Raw genomic sequence first — 17615 nt, 5'->3', positions numbered from 1 at the left:
TGCTAAGGCACATGTGGCGTGTCTCGCTCACCGTCGCTATCGCGCTTCTCGCGGGCTGTTCCGGCTTCTTTCCGGCCGGCCCGACGGCAGGTGACAGCGACCCGGTAACCCCTGCCCCGGTCCCCACTCACTCGCTGGACGCAACGGTGACAGCCCCGACCACCAACGGGACGGTCGATCTGGACCGGCTATTGGACCGTCACGAGCGGGCGCTTTCGACCCGGAGCTTCCACCGCCACGTCGAACAGGCGGGGCCACAGAACACGCTCGATGTCTGGGTAGACCGAGATAGAGAGATAACGCGGGTCAGACGGCGGTTCGGTCCGATATCTGACGACGCGGTTCTCGCCAACGGGACGGTGTACACAAATGTCCGGGACGACCCAGATACGCCGTACGCCACTACCCCCGCCGCGCCGAACACGTCGCTGGTCACCTCGCCAGCAGGGACTGATCTGCTTCGACGGCTCCTGTCGAATACCGAGTACCGGCAGGTGGACTCCTTCCGGTGGAACGGACGGCCGGTCGCTGTTCTGTCCTCAACGGAGACAGTAGAGTCACCGACCGGCGAGAACGAGTCCGAAATCGGACGGTCGCGGCTGTACGTCGACCGACAAGGGGTAATCAGATCCGTCGAACACAGCGAACGACGACCGGACCGACCGGATATCGACGCGAGCGTGACCGTCACCACTGATATCGGTCGCGTCCCGATTCCGTGGTGGCTGGAGGGGAACGACCCTTACAGCTCCGGCTCGATGTAGACCTTCCTGATGTCGCCGTTGGCGTCCTGCATCGCCGATTCGAGGGCCGTTATCTCGTCGTCCATCGACTCCACGTCGAGGTCCGACACGAACCGCAGGTCGGCGAAGACGATGACCTCGTTCGGACCGAAGTACACCGTTCGGAAGCCGATGACTTCGTCCACGTGCTCGTTTTGCATGACGACATCACGGAGGCGCTGTTCCTCGTCCATTGGGAGGCTCTCCCCCAGCAACAGACGCTTGTTCTCCCAAGCCAGCGCCAGAGCGAAGCCCATCAGCATAATCCCGATGAGCAGCGCGGAGACTCGGTCGAAAAACGGGTTGCCGGTCTGCTGTTCGAGAAACAGGCCAACCAGCGCGATGACGATGCCCGCGAGCGCGATGGTGTCCTCGGTCAGCGCGGTCAGCGTCGTCACGTCGCTCGTCTTGCGGAACGCCTCGCGGTAGCCCGACCAGTCGTTCCGGTCGATCTGACGTTTCATCTCGGCGCGGGCCTTTATCAGGGCGTACGTCTCGAAGACGAACGCACCGAGGAGGACAGTGTAGTTGACCCACAGCGGGTCCAGCCATGCCGGCGGCTGATACGTGAAAAACAAAAACTCGACCGCCTCGCCAGCGTGTCCACCGCCGCCGTGGCCGCCACTGGTTAGCTGGCTGTAGCCGTGTTTCGCGCTCTCCCAGCCGGCGATACCGAACAGGAACACGGAGACAAGAAAGCTATAGAAGAACTGCGCCTTGCCGTAGCCAAAGGGATGGCGACGGTCACGTTCCCGCTCGCTGAATCGGATTCCGATGAGCAGGAATACCTGATTTCCGGTGTCAGAGATGCTGTGGTACGTCTCCGACAGCATCGCGGCGCTCCCTGTCAGGAGGAAGCCGAAGAACTTCAGGATCGCAATCGCGCCGTTGGCTATCAGTGCGGCGATGACGACTGATTTACTCCCTGCCATTATTTTTCCGTCACATCCATCACGCAAAATGCTTCTGGATTTATATCTGGGGCTGCTACGCGCGGTATGCTCACTGTCATCTCAGATACGCACGGGACGGACGACCATCGACTGACGGGTCGGACGCTTGACGCTGTCCGCGAGGCCGACCGCGTTCTCCACGCGGGCGATTTCATGACCGAGCAGGTCCTCGATGCTATCGACGCCGAATGCGACGAACTGACCGGCGTCGTCGGGAACAACGATCGGCCGGCGGTCCGTGCCCGGCTTTCTGACGTTGCGACCGTCTCTTGGGAGGGGCTGACCATCGTCGTCGTACACGGCCACGAACACACCGAAACCGCCCTCGGGATGCTGGCCCGGCAGGAAAACGCCGATATCGTTGTCGTCGGTCACTCACACAAACCTGTACTGACTGACTTCGGCGGCTGGACGCTGGTCAACCCGGGGAGTTACGCCGACCCTCGACGCTATCAGCCGGCCCACGCTGAACTGGATGTGATGGCCGGCGACGTTCGCGTTCGCCTTCGCTCCCCGGACGGAACACCGATTTCGACGACAACCGTCGAACGGTAACGGTATACAGGGACACTTCTGGTCGAGGTTTTCCCTTCGTTTTTGCAGAACGCTGCAGGCGCGAAAGGACTACTGCCGCATGTACCACAGCGCCGCCATCCCCGCGAGGACGAACGCGCCGCCGGCGAAGAACGCTAGTCCCGGCGGAATCGCGGCGGCAGCGGCCTCGGCACCGCCTCGTGCGGCGGTATCGAGCGCGCCCGCAGTGGCTTCAAAGCCCCCATCGGTCACGGTCGCGTTCTCGGGGTAAAAACTCGGATCCCGGGTCCCGGTGTCCGCACTTCCGGACGACACTGCTGGGCCGCCAAACAGCGACCCCAGTCCGCTCCCGAACACCTGCTGGATCAGCAGGCTGGCGAAGCCGATGACAGCGAGACTACCGATGATGTTCGCCAGCGCCGCCCGCAGCCCCGATGTCTCCTGTTCGTCACCGGCGCAGATAACGAGCGGTTGGTTGGCCGGCGCGAACACGTCCATCTCGCGCCCCTTCTCGGAGTACGCCGTATCGACGACCTCGACCGCACCGGCATTCTTGAGTTTCTTCAGATGGTACTGGGCGTTTTGCAGCGACGTATCCACCCGGTCGGCCAGCTCCGACGGCGGTGCTGGCTCCTTGTTTAGCTCTGACAGTAAGTTACGCGCTGTCTCTGCCGAGAGTGCCGACAACACGTCGTCCGCATCATCACTGTCGACACCGATGACTCGAGGTTCGGCGTCCGGGGTCGCCGGGTCCCGAGAAGGCAGCAACGACATGACTATCTGTATGTTCTATGGGATTATGAGTCTTTGCCAAAGCACAGTGGTCGTTGTAGCTATCGGTCAAACCCGCATTTTACCCTTCAATATCGCCCGGTAGACGCCCGAAGCCGGGTCTCCCGAAAGGACTTTGATGTCGGCTCGACAACCGCCGGTATGGCTGACTTGCTCACGTACGCACTCCTCGCTGCCGTCCTCCTGTTTTTCTTCTTCATGTATCTGATGCTCCGGCGGACCTTTCAGGGATTCAAGGAAGGGCTCCAGCAGAGCAAGAAGAAGTAGCCGGGAGGGTAACGGTTAGGGGCCGTCGGTGGTGCCTATCTGTATGGACCCACGCATTCGCGAACATGCGGAAGTCATTGTCGACCACTCTATCGACCTGAGCGAGGGCGACAACCTCGTTATCGACGCTCACCCGCAGGCTGCGGATCTTGTGACCGCGCTACACGAGTTTGCCGCTGACCGCGGCGCAAATCCGCTTGTCGTACAGGACCGCCTCGGCGAGCGGTTCCGTCGTGCCTACCTTCGCAATCGGGACGAGTTCGAGACGCCGAGCCATATTGAAGCGCTGTACGAGGAGATGGACGCGTACATCGCGATCAAGGGCAGTGACAACGTCACCGAGACCAGTGACGTTGACCCCGAAACAACGGCCGCCTATCAGCAGTCCCAGCAGCCGCTCCTGAACGAGCGGCTCTCGAAGACTTGGTGTCTCACACAATACCCCGCGCCTGCCAACGCCCAGCTCGCCCAGACTTCGACGGAGGGCTACGAGAACTTCGTCTGGGATGCCGTCCTCAAGGACTGGGACGCCGTCCGCGAGCACCAGGCACAGATGGTCGAGATTCTGGACCCTGCCGACGAAGTCCGCATCGTTTCCGGGGAGACGACGGACGTGACGATGTCTGTTGCCGGTAACGAGACGCTCAACGACTACGGTGAGAAGAACCTTCCCGGCGGCGAGGTGTTCACTGCGCCAGTCTCCGACAGCGTCGAGGGCGAGGTACTGTTCGACAAGCCGCTGTACCATCAGGGCCGGGAAGTGACCGATGTCTTCCTTCGGTTCGAGGACGGCGAAGTCGTCGAGCACAGCGCCGCCAAGAACGAAGACCTGCTGACCGAGGTGCTGTCGACTGATGACGGTGCGAGCCGACTCGGCGAACTGGGCATCGGAATGAACCGCGATATCGACCAGTTCTCTTACAACATGCTGTTCGATGAAAAGATGGGCGACACCGTTCACATGGCGGTAGGACGAGCCTACGACGAGACTGTTGGCGAGGACAACGAGCAAAACGAGTCGGCCGTCCACGTCGACATGATTGTCGACATGAGCGAGGACTCGTTCATCGAGGTTGACGGGGAAGTCGTCCAGCGGAACGGGACGTTCGTCTTCGAAGACGGGTTCGAGGACTGAGTACCCGACCGCGAACGGAGTGAGTGGTCGGCTTTTTCATCGACGTTTTTCGAGGAGCGGTCGCCAACGGCGACCCGACGCCGAAAAAGGTCGGTGCAGGTCGTCCAGCGGAACGGGACGTTCGTCTTCGAAGACGGGTTTGAAGCGTAACGCCGGACCTCTAGACCGGCTCGATTTCTGTCCTCACACACTGGACAGGAAGCTTATGATGCCGGGCGAGGTAGATTCGGGTATGAGTGCACAGCGGTCTCTCCTCGTTCGGGCGGTGTGGTTTCTGTTCGTCGGCTGGTGGGTGACCGGCATCTGGCTCTCGGTCGCGTGGCTGCTGAACGTCACAATCATCGGCATCCCGCTGGGTATCAAGCTGATAAACAGGGTGCCACTCGTGCTGACGCTCAAACGACGCGACCGGCTTGTCACGGAGAGCGACGGCGGCTCGCAGTACTCGCTGCTCGTCCGTGTGGTCTGGTTCGTCTTCGTCGGCTGGTGGGCCAGCGGCGTCTGGACCGGCGTCGCGTACGCGCTGACGCTGACAATCGTTGGCCTCCCGCTGGCGATTTGGATGTACAACAAGCTCCCATTTGTCGTGTCGCTGTACCAGTACTGACAGTCAGTCCAGATACGGTTTCTCGATGTCTGTCTCGACGGTGATGAGCGCGTTCATCCGACTGGTGATACCGTCGAACAACGTGATAAGCGGCGAGAGCACGCGCTCGACGAGCCGGACCGGCGATGCGACGGTCAGTGCCCATTCCTGTGCGTTGCCGAGGCCGAACGCCTTCGGCACGATCTCGCCGAAAATCAGGATGAGGAAGCTGGTGACGACAGTGGTTGCAACGACCGCCGGTCCCGGGGAGAGATAGTTCGCGACGAGGACGGTGATGATGCTCGAAATCGCGATGTTGACGATGTTGTTGCCGACAAGCAGCGTCACCAGCAGGCGGTGTGGATTGTCGTACAGCTCTTCCAGCACCTGTGCCCGCCGGTCGCCCGTTGCCGCCTGTTGTGCTATCCAGTCTTTCTGTAGCGAGAACACTGCTATCTCCGAACTGGAAAAGAACGCGCTCACGCCGAGGAGCAAGATCACGGCGAGTCCGCCACCGACTGCCACGACAGGGCCATTCATAGGCTGTCTTCAGCGAGGTGATGCAAGAAGGCGTCGGCGCGGCCTGATGGTGTGCGAGCCGACGGATGCGGCGAAGGATACTCGACGTTCCAGCCTCTTGTGACAGTATGCCACTCGGCCAGCTGGAACTGGCGTTGCGCGTCATCGCTGGCCTGTTCGTCATCGTCGCACCGACGCTGCTGTTTCTGGGACTGTGGCGGGGCCTCGAAGCGATGCGCGACGACGAACTCATCCGGCAGGCCCAGCAGCGCGCCGAGATGAATGATCGGTCGTCGACTGGGCCCAACTGGTCGGCCGACGCACTCACCAACGATGCGGCGGCACCGCTGTCAGAGACAAATATGTCGGTCGTGATCTGTGGCTCCTGTGGCACGCCAAACATGCAAGACGCCACCTACTGTCAGGAGTGTTTCACGGAACTGGAGTAGTCAGTCTAACGTGTCGGTTTCGCCGACCTGAATCGCTATTGTCGGCTCGGCCCGCTCGGCACCGCAGTCAATCCCCTGTTCAATGGCGTACGTTTTTGGCTCCGTCCGGTTCGGAGCAATCGGTAACTCAGCGGTGACTGCGTAGGACTTTGTCGTCGAAGCGCCGATGGTGTCCTCGTCCCACTGGATATCGGTGTCTACGTACACTCTTTCCTGTGGATGCTCCGTCGGCCCGATCAGACAGCCCGAAATCGAGGGGAGAGCCAGCGCCCGCAGGAACGGTGACGGGTTCGACGCGGCAACGGTCCCGATTTCCGCCTCGATGTACGGGTACCTGTCCGGGGTCTGTTCCGCCGCCGGGACCGACACGGTGACTGATTCGCTCGTCTGTACGTCGTAGGTCACCCCGCCGCTGAGCGCGTCGGCCCCCACGAGTCCGCCGCTCACGATGAGGAGGCCGCCGAGGGCGACCACTGCTGTTCGCCGCGATGGCGTCGGAATCCCTGTCCGGAGCGCATAGCCCAGCCCGACGAACAGCCCTGCGGACGCGGCGAGCAACAGGAACGTCCCCGTTTCGCCCGGCGAATACCGGACGACAACGTACCCGACGAACACGACGTAGGTCACGCCACTGAGAGCAAAGGCTACAACGTCAAGCACGTCGCGTTCGAGGGTGACACCCGCCACGAACAACAGGATAAAGCCCAGCAACAGTAACACCGCTTTCACCGTTATCGAGAGATTGAACACGACGTCACGGACGAAATACAGGAGCGCCGCCGCGGCGAACAGGACACCGAGCGCGTACAGTAGTTTGCCGCTGTCGATAGCAAAGCGCATGGAGGGTCACCGGCATTTCTCTTAGCTGATAAATAAAGCCACGGCTGGACAGTACAGGCCTGTGAGTCGCAGAAACCGGGACGAAAACCGAACTGGATTAGTCGTCGGCCGTCGCTCGTCCGGCGTCAGCACCGTTAGACAGCGGCGTCCGCTCGACGACCGTCCCGTCGTAGGTCGGATACTGCCACGAGTACCTTTTTCATCGTCGGGTTTCCTCGTTCGCTCCGCTCACTGCGGGAACCACTCCTCGAAAAATCTACGCTAAAAAACCGAACGTCTCACTCGCTTCGCTCGTTCGCGTCCGGGACAGATCAGTCCCCCACCGCTGACTGCTCCGATTGTGAATTCGAAGCCGACAGCGGCGTCCGCTCGACGACTGTCCCGTCGTAGGTCGGATACTGCTCGACGATTTCGCCCTTTTCCACATCGCCCTCCTCGACCATCTCTTCGAGCAGCCACCAGGCCAATTCGACGTGGTCGGACTTGACCGTGTAGTACTCCTCGGGAACGCCGAGGGCTTCAAGTCGGGCCTCGGAGGTCCACGCCTTCCCGTAGACGAGGGTCCCGTCGTCGGTCACATCGTCGAACTCCCGGCGGATGTTGCGGGCCATCCGCTTGAGTCGCGAGCGATGCTGGGCGGCGTCCTTGAACACGCTCGTACAGAAATACACCTTCTCGTGGTCCCCCATCGTCTCAAGGATGTCGTGGGACCCCTCGACAGCGCTCATGTGGTCCTCTTTCAGTTCGAAGCCCTCCTCCTGCATCCGGCGGTAGTTCCCGTCGGACATCTCGAACTCGTTGATGTTACAGAAGTCGGCCGCGCCCTCGTCTAAGAATTCGAGGAACTCTTCTTCGGCGCGGATGCCGGGAATCTCGAAGGCGGGGGTCAGCCCCTCCTCGCGGGCGATGTAGAGGATGTCCTCCCACTCGGTCCCGTGGAGATCGCCCCACTGCTCCAAGGGCGGGTGGAAGCGGATCTCATCGAGACCGGCTTCCGAGAGGCGGCGCATGTTCTCGCGACCGCCGGGAATCCCAGTGTAGAGGTGCGTGTGGTGGTCCTCGCCGAACTCGTCTTTCAGCAGTTCTAGGTAGTGGCAGGTCCGGTCGAGTACTTCCTGAGGTTCGCCGCCCGTGATTGAGGTACCCAGCGCGCTCATGCGCTTGGCCTCCTCGATGACGTCTGCGTCGTCCTCGATCGGACGCTCGTTGGCGTACATCTGGGTGACGTTCTTGCGGTTCTCCCCGAGGGGACAGTAGAAGCAGTCTCGCTGGTCGCAGTAGCCGTAGACGAACAGCACCATCTTGCCGCCTTTGGCGCACTGTTCGCAGCCCTCGGAAATCATTGTCTCTAGCCACCGCTCCCAGCGGGAAAAAGCGTGCGCATCAGGTCCGGCGTGGGACGTGACGGCATGGACAGGGGTGCGCTGGGGAGTCACGCGTCCCGCGCTCTTATCCGGCTTCCCGACGCAGGGGCTGGTATGACAGACACCGGGACCGGTATCACCGGGTCCCGCCGCCGTCGTGGCCTCGCGGTCGTCTTCTTCGTCGTCTTTCTGGACCTGCTGGGCTTCGGTATCATCATCCCCATTCTCCCGTTCTACACCCGGTCGTTCCCCGGCGGGACGGAGTTCGTCATCGGACTGCTCGCGGCTTCCTACTCCGCGATGCAGTTTGTCTTCGCGCCGCTGCTCGGGTCGCTGTCGGACCGCGTCGGCCGCCGCCCGGTGCTCGTGGTGTCGCTGTGTGGCTCCGTCCTCGCGTGGACGGTGTTCGGGCTGGCCGACGCGCTGTGGCTCCTCTTTCTGTCCCGGCTGCTGGCCGGTGCCATGGGCGGCAACCTTTCGACGGCTCAGGCCTACGTCGCCGACGTGACGCCGCCCGAACGACGGGCCGCTGCCCTCGGGTTCATTGGAGCCGCGTTCGGTCTGGGGTTCATCTTCGGCCCCGGCATCGGCGCGGTGTTGAGCTTCGACGCGACGGTTGCCGTTGTCGATGGGCTCTTGCCGGCGGCTGTGCCGATTACCCGGTTCTCGCTCCCGAGCTTTGCCGCCGCGGCCGCGAGCCTGTGCGGTGTGCTTGTCGCCGTACTGTTCCTCCCCGAGTCCAGAACCGTCTCGGAAACTGCGTCAGCGACTGAACGCACCTCCTCGATTACCCAGCTCCGGGCGGCGGTGGCGACGCCCGGCCTCCGGCCACTGCTCGCGGCCTTCTTCCTCGTCTCGTTTGCTTTCTCTGGCGTGCAGGTGATGTTCGTTCCCTACGTCGCCGACATCTACGGCTACACGGCCGCCCAGAGCGCACTCCTGTTGACCTACATCGGCGTCGTTGCGGTCATCACGCAAGGAGTCCTCGTCGGCCGGCTCTCGGCGCGCTACAGCCCGGTCCGGCTCTCGCTGTTCGGGACCGGGCTACTCGTTGTCGGCGTCGGCGCAATCCCGATTTCTCGGGCCATCGGCTCGATTCTTCCCGACCTGACCGCACTTGTTCCGTCTCTCACCGCTGACCTGCTCGGCCTCCTGCTCGTGTTGACGCTGCTGCCGCTCGGTAACGGCGTCCTCTCGGTGACGCTGACGGCGCTCGTCTCCCAGCGGGCCAGCGCGGCCGTCCAGGGGAGCGCCTTCGGTATCACGCAGGGCGCTGGTAGTCTGGCCCGGACCGTCGGCCCGCCGGTCATGGGCGGGCTGTACTTCGCCGTCGGCTACTGGTCGCCGTTCGTTGTCGGCAGCGTGTTGCTGCTCCCTGTCCTGTGGCTCGTCGCCAGATTGGGTTCGACATCGGAGACCTACGAGCCGCGGCCGTCCGACCCGGGCCACGCCAGATAGGGACCGGTTTGAATGGGTTGGGGACCCTTTGATGAGTATGGACGACGAGGAGTCCGACCCCGTTGGCGGGCCGCTACCGGCCGCGGAGTCGTTCGACGACCGAGTGTTGGCTCTCAGCGAGACGGCCATCCGGTACGTCGAAGTCATCGCGGCGCTGGTACTGGTTCTGCTGTTCGCCATCGGCGTGTTCGACCTCGGACTCCAGATATTCCAGAGTGCGCTCCGAGGTGACATCACCGACCCGCTGGTCGTCGTCGGCTTCATCGACACCGCATTGCTCCTCTTCATTATCGTCGAGGTGTACCAGACCGTCGTCGCGTACACACAGGAGAGCGAGACGCGCCGCATCGTCCGTCTGGTCATCTACACGGGCGTCATCGCGATGGTCAGGAAAGCCATTATCTTCCGCACTGGTGAGTACAGCTCCGAACAGGCCGCGCTCACCGCCGCAGCGGCGTACACGCTCATCATTCTGGGGCTCGCGGCACTGCTGCTCGTCGAGCGCCGGACCCGCGGGACGCTGCCGGAATCGGGGTAGTCGAGTCCCCGAAAGAAATTAAACACAGGCGGCGTAGCGCCGGTAGATGCTGCTGGTGCTGTGTATCGACCTCGATGACGACCTCGGCCGCAAGACCGGCATCGAGACGCCCGTCATCGGACGCGATGCCGTCGTAGACGCAGCGGTGGCGCTGGCCTCGAACGACCCAGAGGACTCCGATGTGAACGTCCTCTTCGAGGGCGTCCACATCTACGACGACATCACCGACGAGCCGGTCGAAGTCGCGGCCGTCACCGGCGTCGATGGGAGCGACGTCGCCGCCAACCGGGCGGTCGGCGAGGAGGTTGATACCGTTCTCGCGTCGCTGGCAGCCAGCGAGGACGTGCGGGCGCTCATCGTCACCGACGGCGCACAGGACGAGTCGGTGGTCCCTGTCATCCGCTCGCGGGTCCGCATCGATGGCGTCCGCCGCGTCGTCGTCCGTCAGGCCCAGAATCTCGAATCGATGTACTACACCATCAAGCAGGTGCTCGACGACCCGGAAACTCGCGGCACGATTCTGGTTCCGCTTGGCATCCTCCTGCTCATCTACCCGCTGACAATCGCCATCGAGGCACTGGGCTACCCCGGCTCCGCGCTAGGTGTCATCTCTGGCCTCCTCGGCCTCTATATCCTCGCACGGGGCCTCGGCGCTGAGAAGATACTCGACGAGGCGGTCGAGCGAACGACCGCCGGGCTGTACGCCGGGCGCGTGACGATTATCACCTACGTTGTCGCGGCCGCACTGCTTGCCATCGGCGGCGTCAGCGGCGTTCAAGAGCTTGAACGCCAGACCGACCCCGACGCTCTGGAAGTTATCGCGTCGCTGGTCTCGGGCGCGATTCAGTGGTTCGCTGCCGCCGGCATCACCTCCAGCCTTGGCCGCGTGACTGACGAGTATCTCGATGGAAGCTTCCGGTGGCGGTATCTGAACGCCCCCTTCTACGTCCTGTCCATCGCTGCCGTGTTACACGCCGTTAGCGCCTTCTTCCTCGGCGTTCGAGATCTGGAGTACCTCGCGGTGATGCTCACCGGCGGGACGCTGCTCGGGCTGGTCAGTACGCTGGTCTTCGCTGTCGCGGAGGCCCGGTTTGACCACCCCGAACAGCACAATCAAGGGCCCGGCGGTCCCTCATCCGAGTGATGTACGTCTCCCGTGCCGTCGAGAGTCTGCGTGCTGACCCTATCGAAGGCGAGCCCGTCGATCTGGTTCTCGAAACGGCCGACGACGCCGACCTCGAGCGCGTTGCCGCCGCCGCTGAAACCGCCGGTGCGACCGTCGAGCGCCACCTCCAGTTCGATGACCTGCTGGTCTCGACCACGCAGGACGAACTCGACGCTCTCTGCGGTCTGGACGGACTGACAGCGATTCAGACCGGTAATGTAAACGCTATTGCGACGGTCGATGATGTCGAGGAAGACCTCGACCCCGATGACTGACCGGCGACTGTGTTCCGCATTTCTTTTGTCACCACCGGAAGTAGACGATGTCGAGGGCACGTAGCTCAGTCCGGATAGAGCGTCGGACTTCTATCTCCGCTGGCTGTACCATCGGGGGAAGATATCCGACGGTCGTGGGTTCGAATCCCACCGTGCCCGTCCGCAAACCATCGGTTTAGAGCTTCTACGCTCAAATACCGATATATCACGACTCAGGTCGTCTCTCGACGGCTTGCAATTCTCTGCTGAAACTCGAATTTCGGAGTTCGTTCAGCAGCTGAACGGCCCCCGCTGCTTGCTTGCGATTTCCATTGTTCCGGGACGTGAGCGGGGTGATGATTCTTGAATTCTCCCTCTCCTGAGGACTGGCCGTATCCTCCGAACGAGTTCGTTCGTGCATCTCGCCTCCTAGAGGCAACCGACAACGAAGTTCGTCGAGCTGTCGAGCAGATCGAGGATGGTGATTCTCGATGACTGACTGGGTTTTCGTCGACGAGCTCTGTTTCGATTTAGTCTCTGTTACGTATAGCGGCGATACCACGGCCTCGGCAATCGCGCTAACCGAGGCTCATCGACATACTCGAGATGAAGTCTCAGCTGAGATCCTCGATCTCGAAGGAGGTGGTCAGGCGTGACTTCTTGGTCGGAGTACGTTCACTACGGCTGCGCCAACTGCGGAGCGATCTGTATCAATCACACCGATACGGACGCTGCCCGGTTCGACCTCTGCCATTCCTGCTTTGATGACATTCCTGAAACAGTCCTAAACTCCGTCACAAGCGAGCGAGCGGAGGGAGCGACCCCCTCACATGGGGGTCCGACTGACCGAGAGAGCGCACGCCCCCGAGCGGAGCGACGGGGGCAATCCCAACGCGAAAGCCCGGCCGAAGGCCCGGAACGTGGGGATGCTGTGTGGTCTCTGCCGAACGCTGCTGATTCTTCTACCAAGTTCGATGAGTGAGGGGCAACCAGCGGCCAGCGGCTCTCGGCAAACCAATCAGAATAAGTGTGAAACCGCCGGGACAGACGCTGAAACTCAATCTTCCGAATCCGACGAACGCGACTTACCAAGTACTGACGACGTTCTCTGGTCGTTCATCGAGGAGTGTCCCGATCTCGTGGATGTTCCTGTTGCATTCGAGGACGGAACTCCGATCCGAGAGGACTACACTGATTTTTCTACTGAGACATGGGATTCCGACATTCTCTACTACTGTGGACGCTGTGAGTCGTTTTTCATGCCAGCTACGCAAGACCCAGCAGGTCATGTTTCTGAATCCCACAGTGACGAGATTGACCAACTTTCCCTTTCACCTGCTGATGCAGCCGATTCTTGGGTAGTTCGCAAATCCGTCTCTGGTGAACGAGTTACTGAAATCGAAGGCGTACCGTGGGCTGTCGCAGTCGAGAACCTGCTTGAATCCCACGAGCGGACCCGTCAGACAACAATCAACCTCCAATACGGCTGGCCCCGTGACCCTGAGTTCACGAAATTCAGCTTTTCAGTATCTGATCGGTGGTCTCCAGACTACCAGCGCGAGTTTTATGCTCAGTGCCAGGGTTGGCTTCGTGAACTTACCGGCGGCTCACGCCCCTCTGGCGGCGAAACCGAAGCCACGTTTGATAACCCTTCCGTCGCGTTTCTGACCCGCTCGGCTTCTTCCGTCCCCGATGGGACTCGGATCGGCCCTGTCGACCATGCGAACCGAGTCCGTGAGCCATGGCGCGAGGTCTACCAGAAGCTTCGATACGTATTCGACAAGCTCGGTTTCGAGAACGACGAATGGCAGTTCTGGCGCGTGTTAGAACCACATCCGGGCAGTGGTCAAAATCAGTGCTACGCTCACGAACACTCGATTATTGTCGTCGACGGCGAAATCTCACAGTCGGACTTCGCTCCCGTCATGGAAACCCACGTATCCGCGACCGAGGGCGCTGGACGTGACGCCCATACGAACACGCCGTGTCCCGAACACGCGGATACAGCACCGAACCCGTGGGATGCTGCCGAAGGCGCATGCGACGACTGCGACACTCCCGTTTCAGTACGCGACCCCGAGTCGGTCGAAAACCTCGCCGCCTACGTTGCGGACTACGCTTCTATCGATCCGCTCGACCTATTCGAACGATCTCCTTCCTACATCGCCTGGGCAGCTGCGATGACTGCCGGAAACATTCGAACAGTCTCCAGGTCTGATTCGGCCCGATGGGCCGCAATTGCTGACCGCTGTCGGCAACGGCATGAGTCGCCGCATTCGGACTTAGAGGGTCAACACGGCGACCGCCTCACTGTCTCTGACAAAGGAACTAACACGGTCGAGTGCGCCGAGTGTGGTTCTCCTCACGGTATCGACCAATCTCAGACACTCACAGAACATCGGGTAGATACCTCTCCTGCTGAATCGTCTGAAATTGTTCCCGACGGCGGCTCGACTGAGCTATGGGATGATTGGGTTGACGCTTGGCGTGCCTGCGAACAGACGACGGCCGACCGGCAGTGCTACCACCCGGACGGGTCGAACCAGTGCCCGCTTTGCGCGGAATATCAGGGCGCTGTTGACGCCACAGTCCCGATACCTGATGACACGTACATCCTCGACGACGCGTTTGAGAACAAGGCCGTCGAGTACGTCGAACGAATAGAGCGGAAAGCTCGTCGACATCCGAATGTTGGTGTCGCTGGCTTGCTCGGGATGCTTCAATCTGAGCTACCGGATAAGCACGGTGAAGCGCTAATACGCGGCGTTTTGGCTGGCTTCGACCGACCCGACTTGGATGATCCAGAACACCGCCCTGACTGGTTGGATCATGAGCGCGTTCCAGAATGGCGCGTGCATTCTATCGAGATTGACGGTGAACTCCACTCGGCCAGCTCCGGTAACGGTGTCACAATGACCGAGATCACGACCGACGTTGAGAGCTGGGACGACTCGAACAAAAATTCAGAAAATCGTACTGGTTTCCAGAACCCACGAATAAATGATAGTTGTCAGTCCTGTGATTCTGGACGCTATCAGTACGAACGGCAAATCACCGACAGGTCTCTATCGTTATTCGAGTGTTATTCGTGTGGCCATACTATTCGTGTCTCTTGATCTCTAACGCACTGTATTCTTTGTATTTAAAACTTCACCAGATTCAATCTTGTTTTTCTCTTTTAACTAGCATCTAGTATTTCTGAATGTAGTATGGCTACCAACGAAGCCCCGTCGTTTGATGACCTCGATTCTGTCGAGGTTTCTGACGACGACAACTCGAACGGATGGATCGACCTCGAACCAGGCGAAGAAGTGACTGGCGTCATCACGGCGTTCAACCCGCTGGCGAGCTACAACGGTGTGGCCGAAATCGATGGCCGTCCGATCCGGCTCAATCAGACGATGCGTCGACAGATCATTGCCGGCCTCATCGAAGGTGCGAAGATCGGCGTTCGCAAGTCCGAAGAAACGGAATCGTTCGAAAACGAGGACGGTGAAGAACAGGAGTACAATCCGCGCGAGGTGCGGGTGAGTCAATGAGTTACCAGCGACGCCTGGGCGATGTGGCCGGAGACTACATGAACATGCGTTCGCTGCCGGCGATGCTCTCGGTGGCGTTCGTGGCCGCGAGCCTCTACCAGTTCGGCGGGATCACGACGGTCGAACTCCCGTGGCTGTCGTACACGTTGACTACCCAGCACTCGCTACTGGTATCGCTCGGCACGTACGCGGCTGGATTCGCGTCGAGCGAGTCCAAGCGCTTCGAGTACTACGAACTCTGGGAGAAAGTGGCGATTGTCGCTGGCCCGCTCGTGATCCTCGGCAACGAGTTTGTCCCACAAGTGAACGACTTCCTACTCAGCTTGGGCGACCCGCTTGGGATGCAGCTGGCGTTCATCGCCACGGTCGTCTCTTGGGGAGTGGCTGTTCAGTAGACCGATGACACGACGCCATTCTTTCGGAGGTAAACTCTGATGAGTCACGCACGCTCGATACTGCTGGCTGGCCTGCTTGTCCTGTCGGCAGTCGTTACTGGTGTCGGCCCCGCGCTGGCACAAACTTCGACGGACACGTACGCTCAGGAGTTCACGACCGGCCCGCACAAGGTCGAAATTGACCTTTCGAACGTTACCACCGAGACGACGATCTCCGTGATTACCTCCGGGTCGCCTGCTGGCGATAACGTCACGATCATGAAGAAGACGGTATCGGCCAGTACTCCGTCAGCACACTTCCGCAACGCTGGCGCGTACGACACCTTCACCGTTCAGGTGGAAGGTGCTGATGCTGAACCCGGCTTCTCGAAGGGCGGCGTCACTGATGCATGGAAGCCGGGCGACCCCGGTAAATTCCTCGGGGATACGGGTGGAGACGCCGATTTCACCTATGATCTGAGTGAGTCTGTCGGAGAGTCCGTGATGCCCTCGGTCGTCCAACTCGATAGGACTGGTCTGCCGGGCAGTACGGCCGTCAACACTACCGGACTCTCGACTGAGCAGACCCATATTGACCTGTATCAGTCCGGTCAGAACAGTCAGGCACAAGCCGACAACTACCACAACACGATGGACAACTACCTGTCGGACACCAAAACGCAGGCTCGGATCATCGGCAAGAACGCCTATATTCGGGCCCTGAACAACGGCAGTAGCAAGTCCGCCGCCAAGAGCGAGGCCAAGTCCGCTGTGGCAGACTACTACGCTACGAAACAAGAGAACCTAGCCGCTGAATGGACTCAGCAGGCCACGAACGCCGAGTACATCGCTAACACGATGGAGTCCGAGAGTGGCCTGAACGCCCCGCCCAAGTCCAGCAAATCCTATACTGCTGATATCGGCACCTCTGGCGTTGGTGGCGGCGGTCAGTACGATGATATGTATGTCGTTTGGGACCCATCTGGCGACTCGCAAGAGACTCTGTCTCTCGTCAATGGGTCCACCGCCACGTATCAGTCTCTTTACCTCAAGTCCGAAAATCTCGCAGGGGACACGGGCGGGACTCATACTGTCGGCCCGGATACCGGTATTGTGGCGCACGTCGGGGACGGGAGCGACCCGCCTCAGTACTACGCTGACGGCATCCGAATCACTGCTCCTAACTCAAATTACGAGTCTATCAAGGTAATCGATTTCGAGAGGTACAGCGCCCAGTGGTCGGAAATCCAAACGCAGAACACGCAGGTACAGAACGACATGGACACGCTGGCAAATAATACCTACTCTGCCTATCAGAAGGGCGAAATCAACAATAGCGACCTCGTAGACCCCTACGTACTCTCGAACCAGCAATCCGCAGGTGAGGACTTCCAGGGCTGGGCCGCCGCACAGCTCACACTGATGGGTACGAACTCCCCTGAGAACTTCGACCAGATCGGGAGCTTCAACGTAACCACTGGAGACGGTACGCAGTACGAAGGTGTCCTGTTCTCTCAAGAGAATCCTGCCAGCGGGCAGTTCGAGAACGGCACGACCTACAACACGTCCAACATCGGCGGCACGCAGTATGTCGTTACCAGTGACCGCATTGTCGAGTTGGATGGTGAGTTCACCATCGATAGTATCTCAACGCAGGACGGTCAGGCCGTCCAGAACGTCACTATCCAGAAAACCACCTACGAGACGACCAACGTAACCGAACTCAAACAACAGTACGAGGATCTGGCGAGGAAGCGAGCAGAGATCGAGGCGCGTGAGCAGAACCTTCGTGGCTCGGCTGGCGGTGGCCTGCTCGGTGGCTCCTCCTCATCACTCGTACTGGTACTGGTCGGCGTTGGCACACTCTATGCCGTGAGCCAGCGACGGACGGGAGGTAACAACTGATGGTCTACTGGCTGGCTCTCAAGCTCGTTCCTCGGGACGTGTGGCTCGTCCTGATCGCACTCGCCGCGCTGCAACTTTCAGGGACCGTCGACGTGATCGGGCCAGCCGTTGATCTGCTGTCGTCTTGGCTCCCAGAGCCGTCACTCGACTGGGTCTGGTGA

20 protein-coding genes and 1 tRNA gene are annotated in these 17615 nt (G+C 60.6%); 16 read left to right on the top strand and 5 right to left on the bottom strand.

Features of this window, described 5'->3' with window-relative positions:
• Positions 1–11: 11 nt before the first annotated feature.
• Entirely contained in the window at positions 12–764 is a 753-nt protein-coding gene (locus tag Har1129_RS14785; protein ID WP_151101350.1) for a hypothetical protein, read from the top strand.
• Here Har1129_RS14785 and Har1129_RS14780 read toward each other — a convergent pair.
• On the bottom strand, positions 743–1714 hold the full coding sequence (locus Har1129_RS14780) for a cation diffusion facilitator family transporter (protein ID WP_151101349.1): 972 nt from the start codon (positions 1712–1714) through the stop codon (positions 743–745). The two genes, Har1129_RS14785 and Har1129_RS14780, sit on opposite strands and share 22 nt — an antisense overlap.
• 66 nt (positions 1715–1780) lie before the next feature.
• Here Har1129_RS14780 and Har1129_RS14775 point away from each other — a divergent pair, with 66 nt between their 5' ends.
• A complete protein-coding gene (locus Har1129_RS14775) occupies positions 1781–2290 on the top strand; it encodes a metallophosphoesterase (protein ID WP_151101348.1) in 510 nt (169 codons plus the stop codon).
• Positions 2291–2359: 69 nt separating this feature from the next.
• On the opposite strand, the gene Har1129_RS14770 is transcribed toward Har1129_RS14775, so the two are convergent.
• The gene (locus Har1129_RS14770) at positions 2360–3043 is read right to left on the bottom strand and encodes a helix-turn-helix domain-containing protein (protein WP_151101347.1); all 684 of its coding nucleotides are present in this window, start codon (positions 3041–3043) and stop codon (positions 2360–2362) included.
• Positions 3044–3202: 159 nt separating this feature from the next.
• Here Har1129_RS14770 and Har1129_RS21220 point away from each other — a divergent pair, with 159 nt between their 5' ends.
• The 3 genes from Har1129_RS21220 to Har1129_RS14760 all read left to right on the top strand — a co-directional run bounded on the left by Har1129_RS21220 (position 3203) and on the right by Har1129_RS14760 (position 5070).
• A complete protein-coding gene (locus Har1129_RS21220; protein ID WP_004590316.1) occupies positions 3203–3328 on the top strand; it encodes a hypothetical protein in 126 nt (41 codons plus the stop codon).
• Positions 3329–3371: 43 nt separating this feature from the next.
• The gene (locus Har1129_RS14765; protein ID WP_151101346.1) at positions 3372–4463 is read left to right on the top strand and encodes an aminopeptidase; all 1092 of its coding nucleotides are present in this window, start codon (positions 3372–3374) and stop codon (positions 4461–4463) included.
• A 232-nt stretch (positions 4464–4695) separates the two neighbouring features.
• Entirely contained in the window at positions 4696–5070 is a 375-nt protein-coding gene (locus Har1129_RS14760) for a YccF domain-containing protein (protein WP_151101345.1), read from the top strand.
• Between the two features lie 3 nt (positions 5071–5073).
• Here the strand turns inward: Har1129_RS14760 and Har1129_RS14755 are convergent, their stop codons facing one another.
• Complete coding sequence (locus Har1129_RS14755) at positions 5074–5589, bottom strand: CNNM domain-containing protein (protein WP_151101344.1); 516 nt, start codon at positions 5587–5589, stop codon at positions 5074–5076.
• Between the two features lie 107 nt (positions 5590–5696).
• On the opposite strand from Har1129_RS14755, the gene Har1129_RS14750 reads away from it, so the two are divergent.
• Positions 5697–6017, top strand: a complete 321-nt coding sequence (locus Har1129_RS14750) for a zinc ribbon domain-containing protein (protein ID WP_151101343.1) — start codon at positions 5697–5699, stop codon at positions 6015–6017.
• On the opposite strand, the gene Har1129_RS14745 is transcribed toward Har1129_RS14750, so the two are convergent.
• Positions 6018–6857 carry a DUF1109 domain-containing protein gene (locus tag Har1129_RS14745; protein WP_151101342.1) on the bottom strand — a complete coding sequence of 280 codons (840 nt, stop codon included), beginning with the start codon at positions 6855–6857 and terminating at the stop codon, positions 6018–6020.
• Between the two features lie 311 nt (positions 6858–7168).
• Positions 7169–8200 (bottom strand): radical SAM protein, encoded by a 1032-nt coding sequence (locus Har1129_RS14740; protein ID WP_151101341.1) that lies wholly within the window; start codon positions 8198–8200, stop codon positions 7169–7171.
• A gap of 135 nt (positions 8201–8335) precedes the next feature.
• Between Har1129_RS14740 and Har1129_RS14735 the strand changes: the two genes are divergently transcribed.
• The 10 genes from Har1129_RS14735 to Har1129_RS20690 all read left to right on the top strand — a co-directional run bounded on the left by Har1129_RS14735 (position 8336) and on the right by Har1129_RS20690 (position 17615).
• A complete protein-coding gene (locus Har1129_RS14735; RefSeq protein ID WP_151101340.1) occupies positions 8336–9679 on the top strand; it encodes an MFS transporter in 1344 nt (447 codons plus the stop codon).
• A 37-nt stretch (positions 9680–9716) separates the two neighbouring features.
• On the top strand, positions 9717–10217 hold the full coding sequence (locus Har1129_RS14730; protein WP_151102165.1) for a phosphate-starvation-inducible PsiE family protein: 501 nt from the start codon (positions 9717–9719) through the stop codon (positions 10215–10217).
• A gap of 46 nt (positions 10218–10263) precedes the next feature.
• On the top strand, positions 10264–11361 hold the full coding sequence (locus Har1129_RS14725; RefSeq protein ID WP_151101339.1) for a DUF373 family protein: 1098 nt from the start codon (positions 10264–10266) through the stop codon (positions 11359–11361).
• Positions 11361–11657: a hypothetical protein gene (locus Har1129_RS14720; RefSeq protein ID WP_151101338.1), complete on the top strand. Its 297-nt coding sequence runs from the start codon at positions 11361–11363 to the stop codon at positions 11655–11657. Before Har1129_RS14725 ends, Har1129_RS14720 begins: the two co-directional genes overlap by 1 nt.
• Before the next feature lie 54 nt (positions 11658–11711).
• A tRNA-Arg gene (locus Har1129_RS14715) sits at positions 11712–11816 on the top strand.
• Positions 11817–12562: 746 nt separating this feature from the next.
• The gene (locus Har1129_RS14705) at positions 12563–14752 is read left to right on the top strand and encodes a hypothetical protein (RefSeq protein ID WP_225307844.1); all 2190 of its coding nucleotides are present in this window, start codon (positions 12563–12565) and stop codon (positions 14750–14752) included.
• Between the two features lie 93 nt (positions 14753–14845).
• Complete coding sequence (locus tag Har1129_RS14700) at positions 14846–15175, top strand: hypothetical protein (RefSeq protein ID WP_151101336.1); 330 nt, start codon at positions 14846–14848, stop codon at positions 15173–15175.
• Entirely contained in the window at positions 15172–15570 is a 399-nt protein-coding gene (locus tag Har1129_RS14695; protein WP_151101335.1) for a hypothetical protein, read from the top strand. The genes Har1129_RS14700 and Har1129_RS14695 overlap by 4 nt, the downstream gene beginning before the upstream one ends.
• A gap of 39 nt (positions 15571–15609) precedes the next feature.
• Complete coding sequence (locus Har1129_RS20695; protein WP_191906181.1) at positions 15610–17454, top strand: hypothetical protein; 1845 nt, start codon at positions 15610–15612, stop codon at positions 17452–17454.
• Positions 17454–17615 carry a hypothetical protein gene (locus Har1129_RS20690; protein WP_191906180.1) on the top strand — a complete coding sequence of 54 codons (162 nt, stop codon included), beginning with the start codon at positions 17454–17456 and terminating at the stop codon, positions 17613–17615. Before Har1129_RS20695 ends, Har1129_RS20690 begins: the two co-directional genes overlap by 1 nt.

The organism is Haloarcula sp. CBA1129 (assembly GCF_008729015.1).
GTDB lineage: Archaea > Halobacteriota > Halobacteria > Halobacteriales > Haloarculaceae > Haloarcula.
This window is presented reverse-complemented; position numbering and strand designations above follow the sequence as displayed.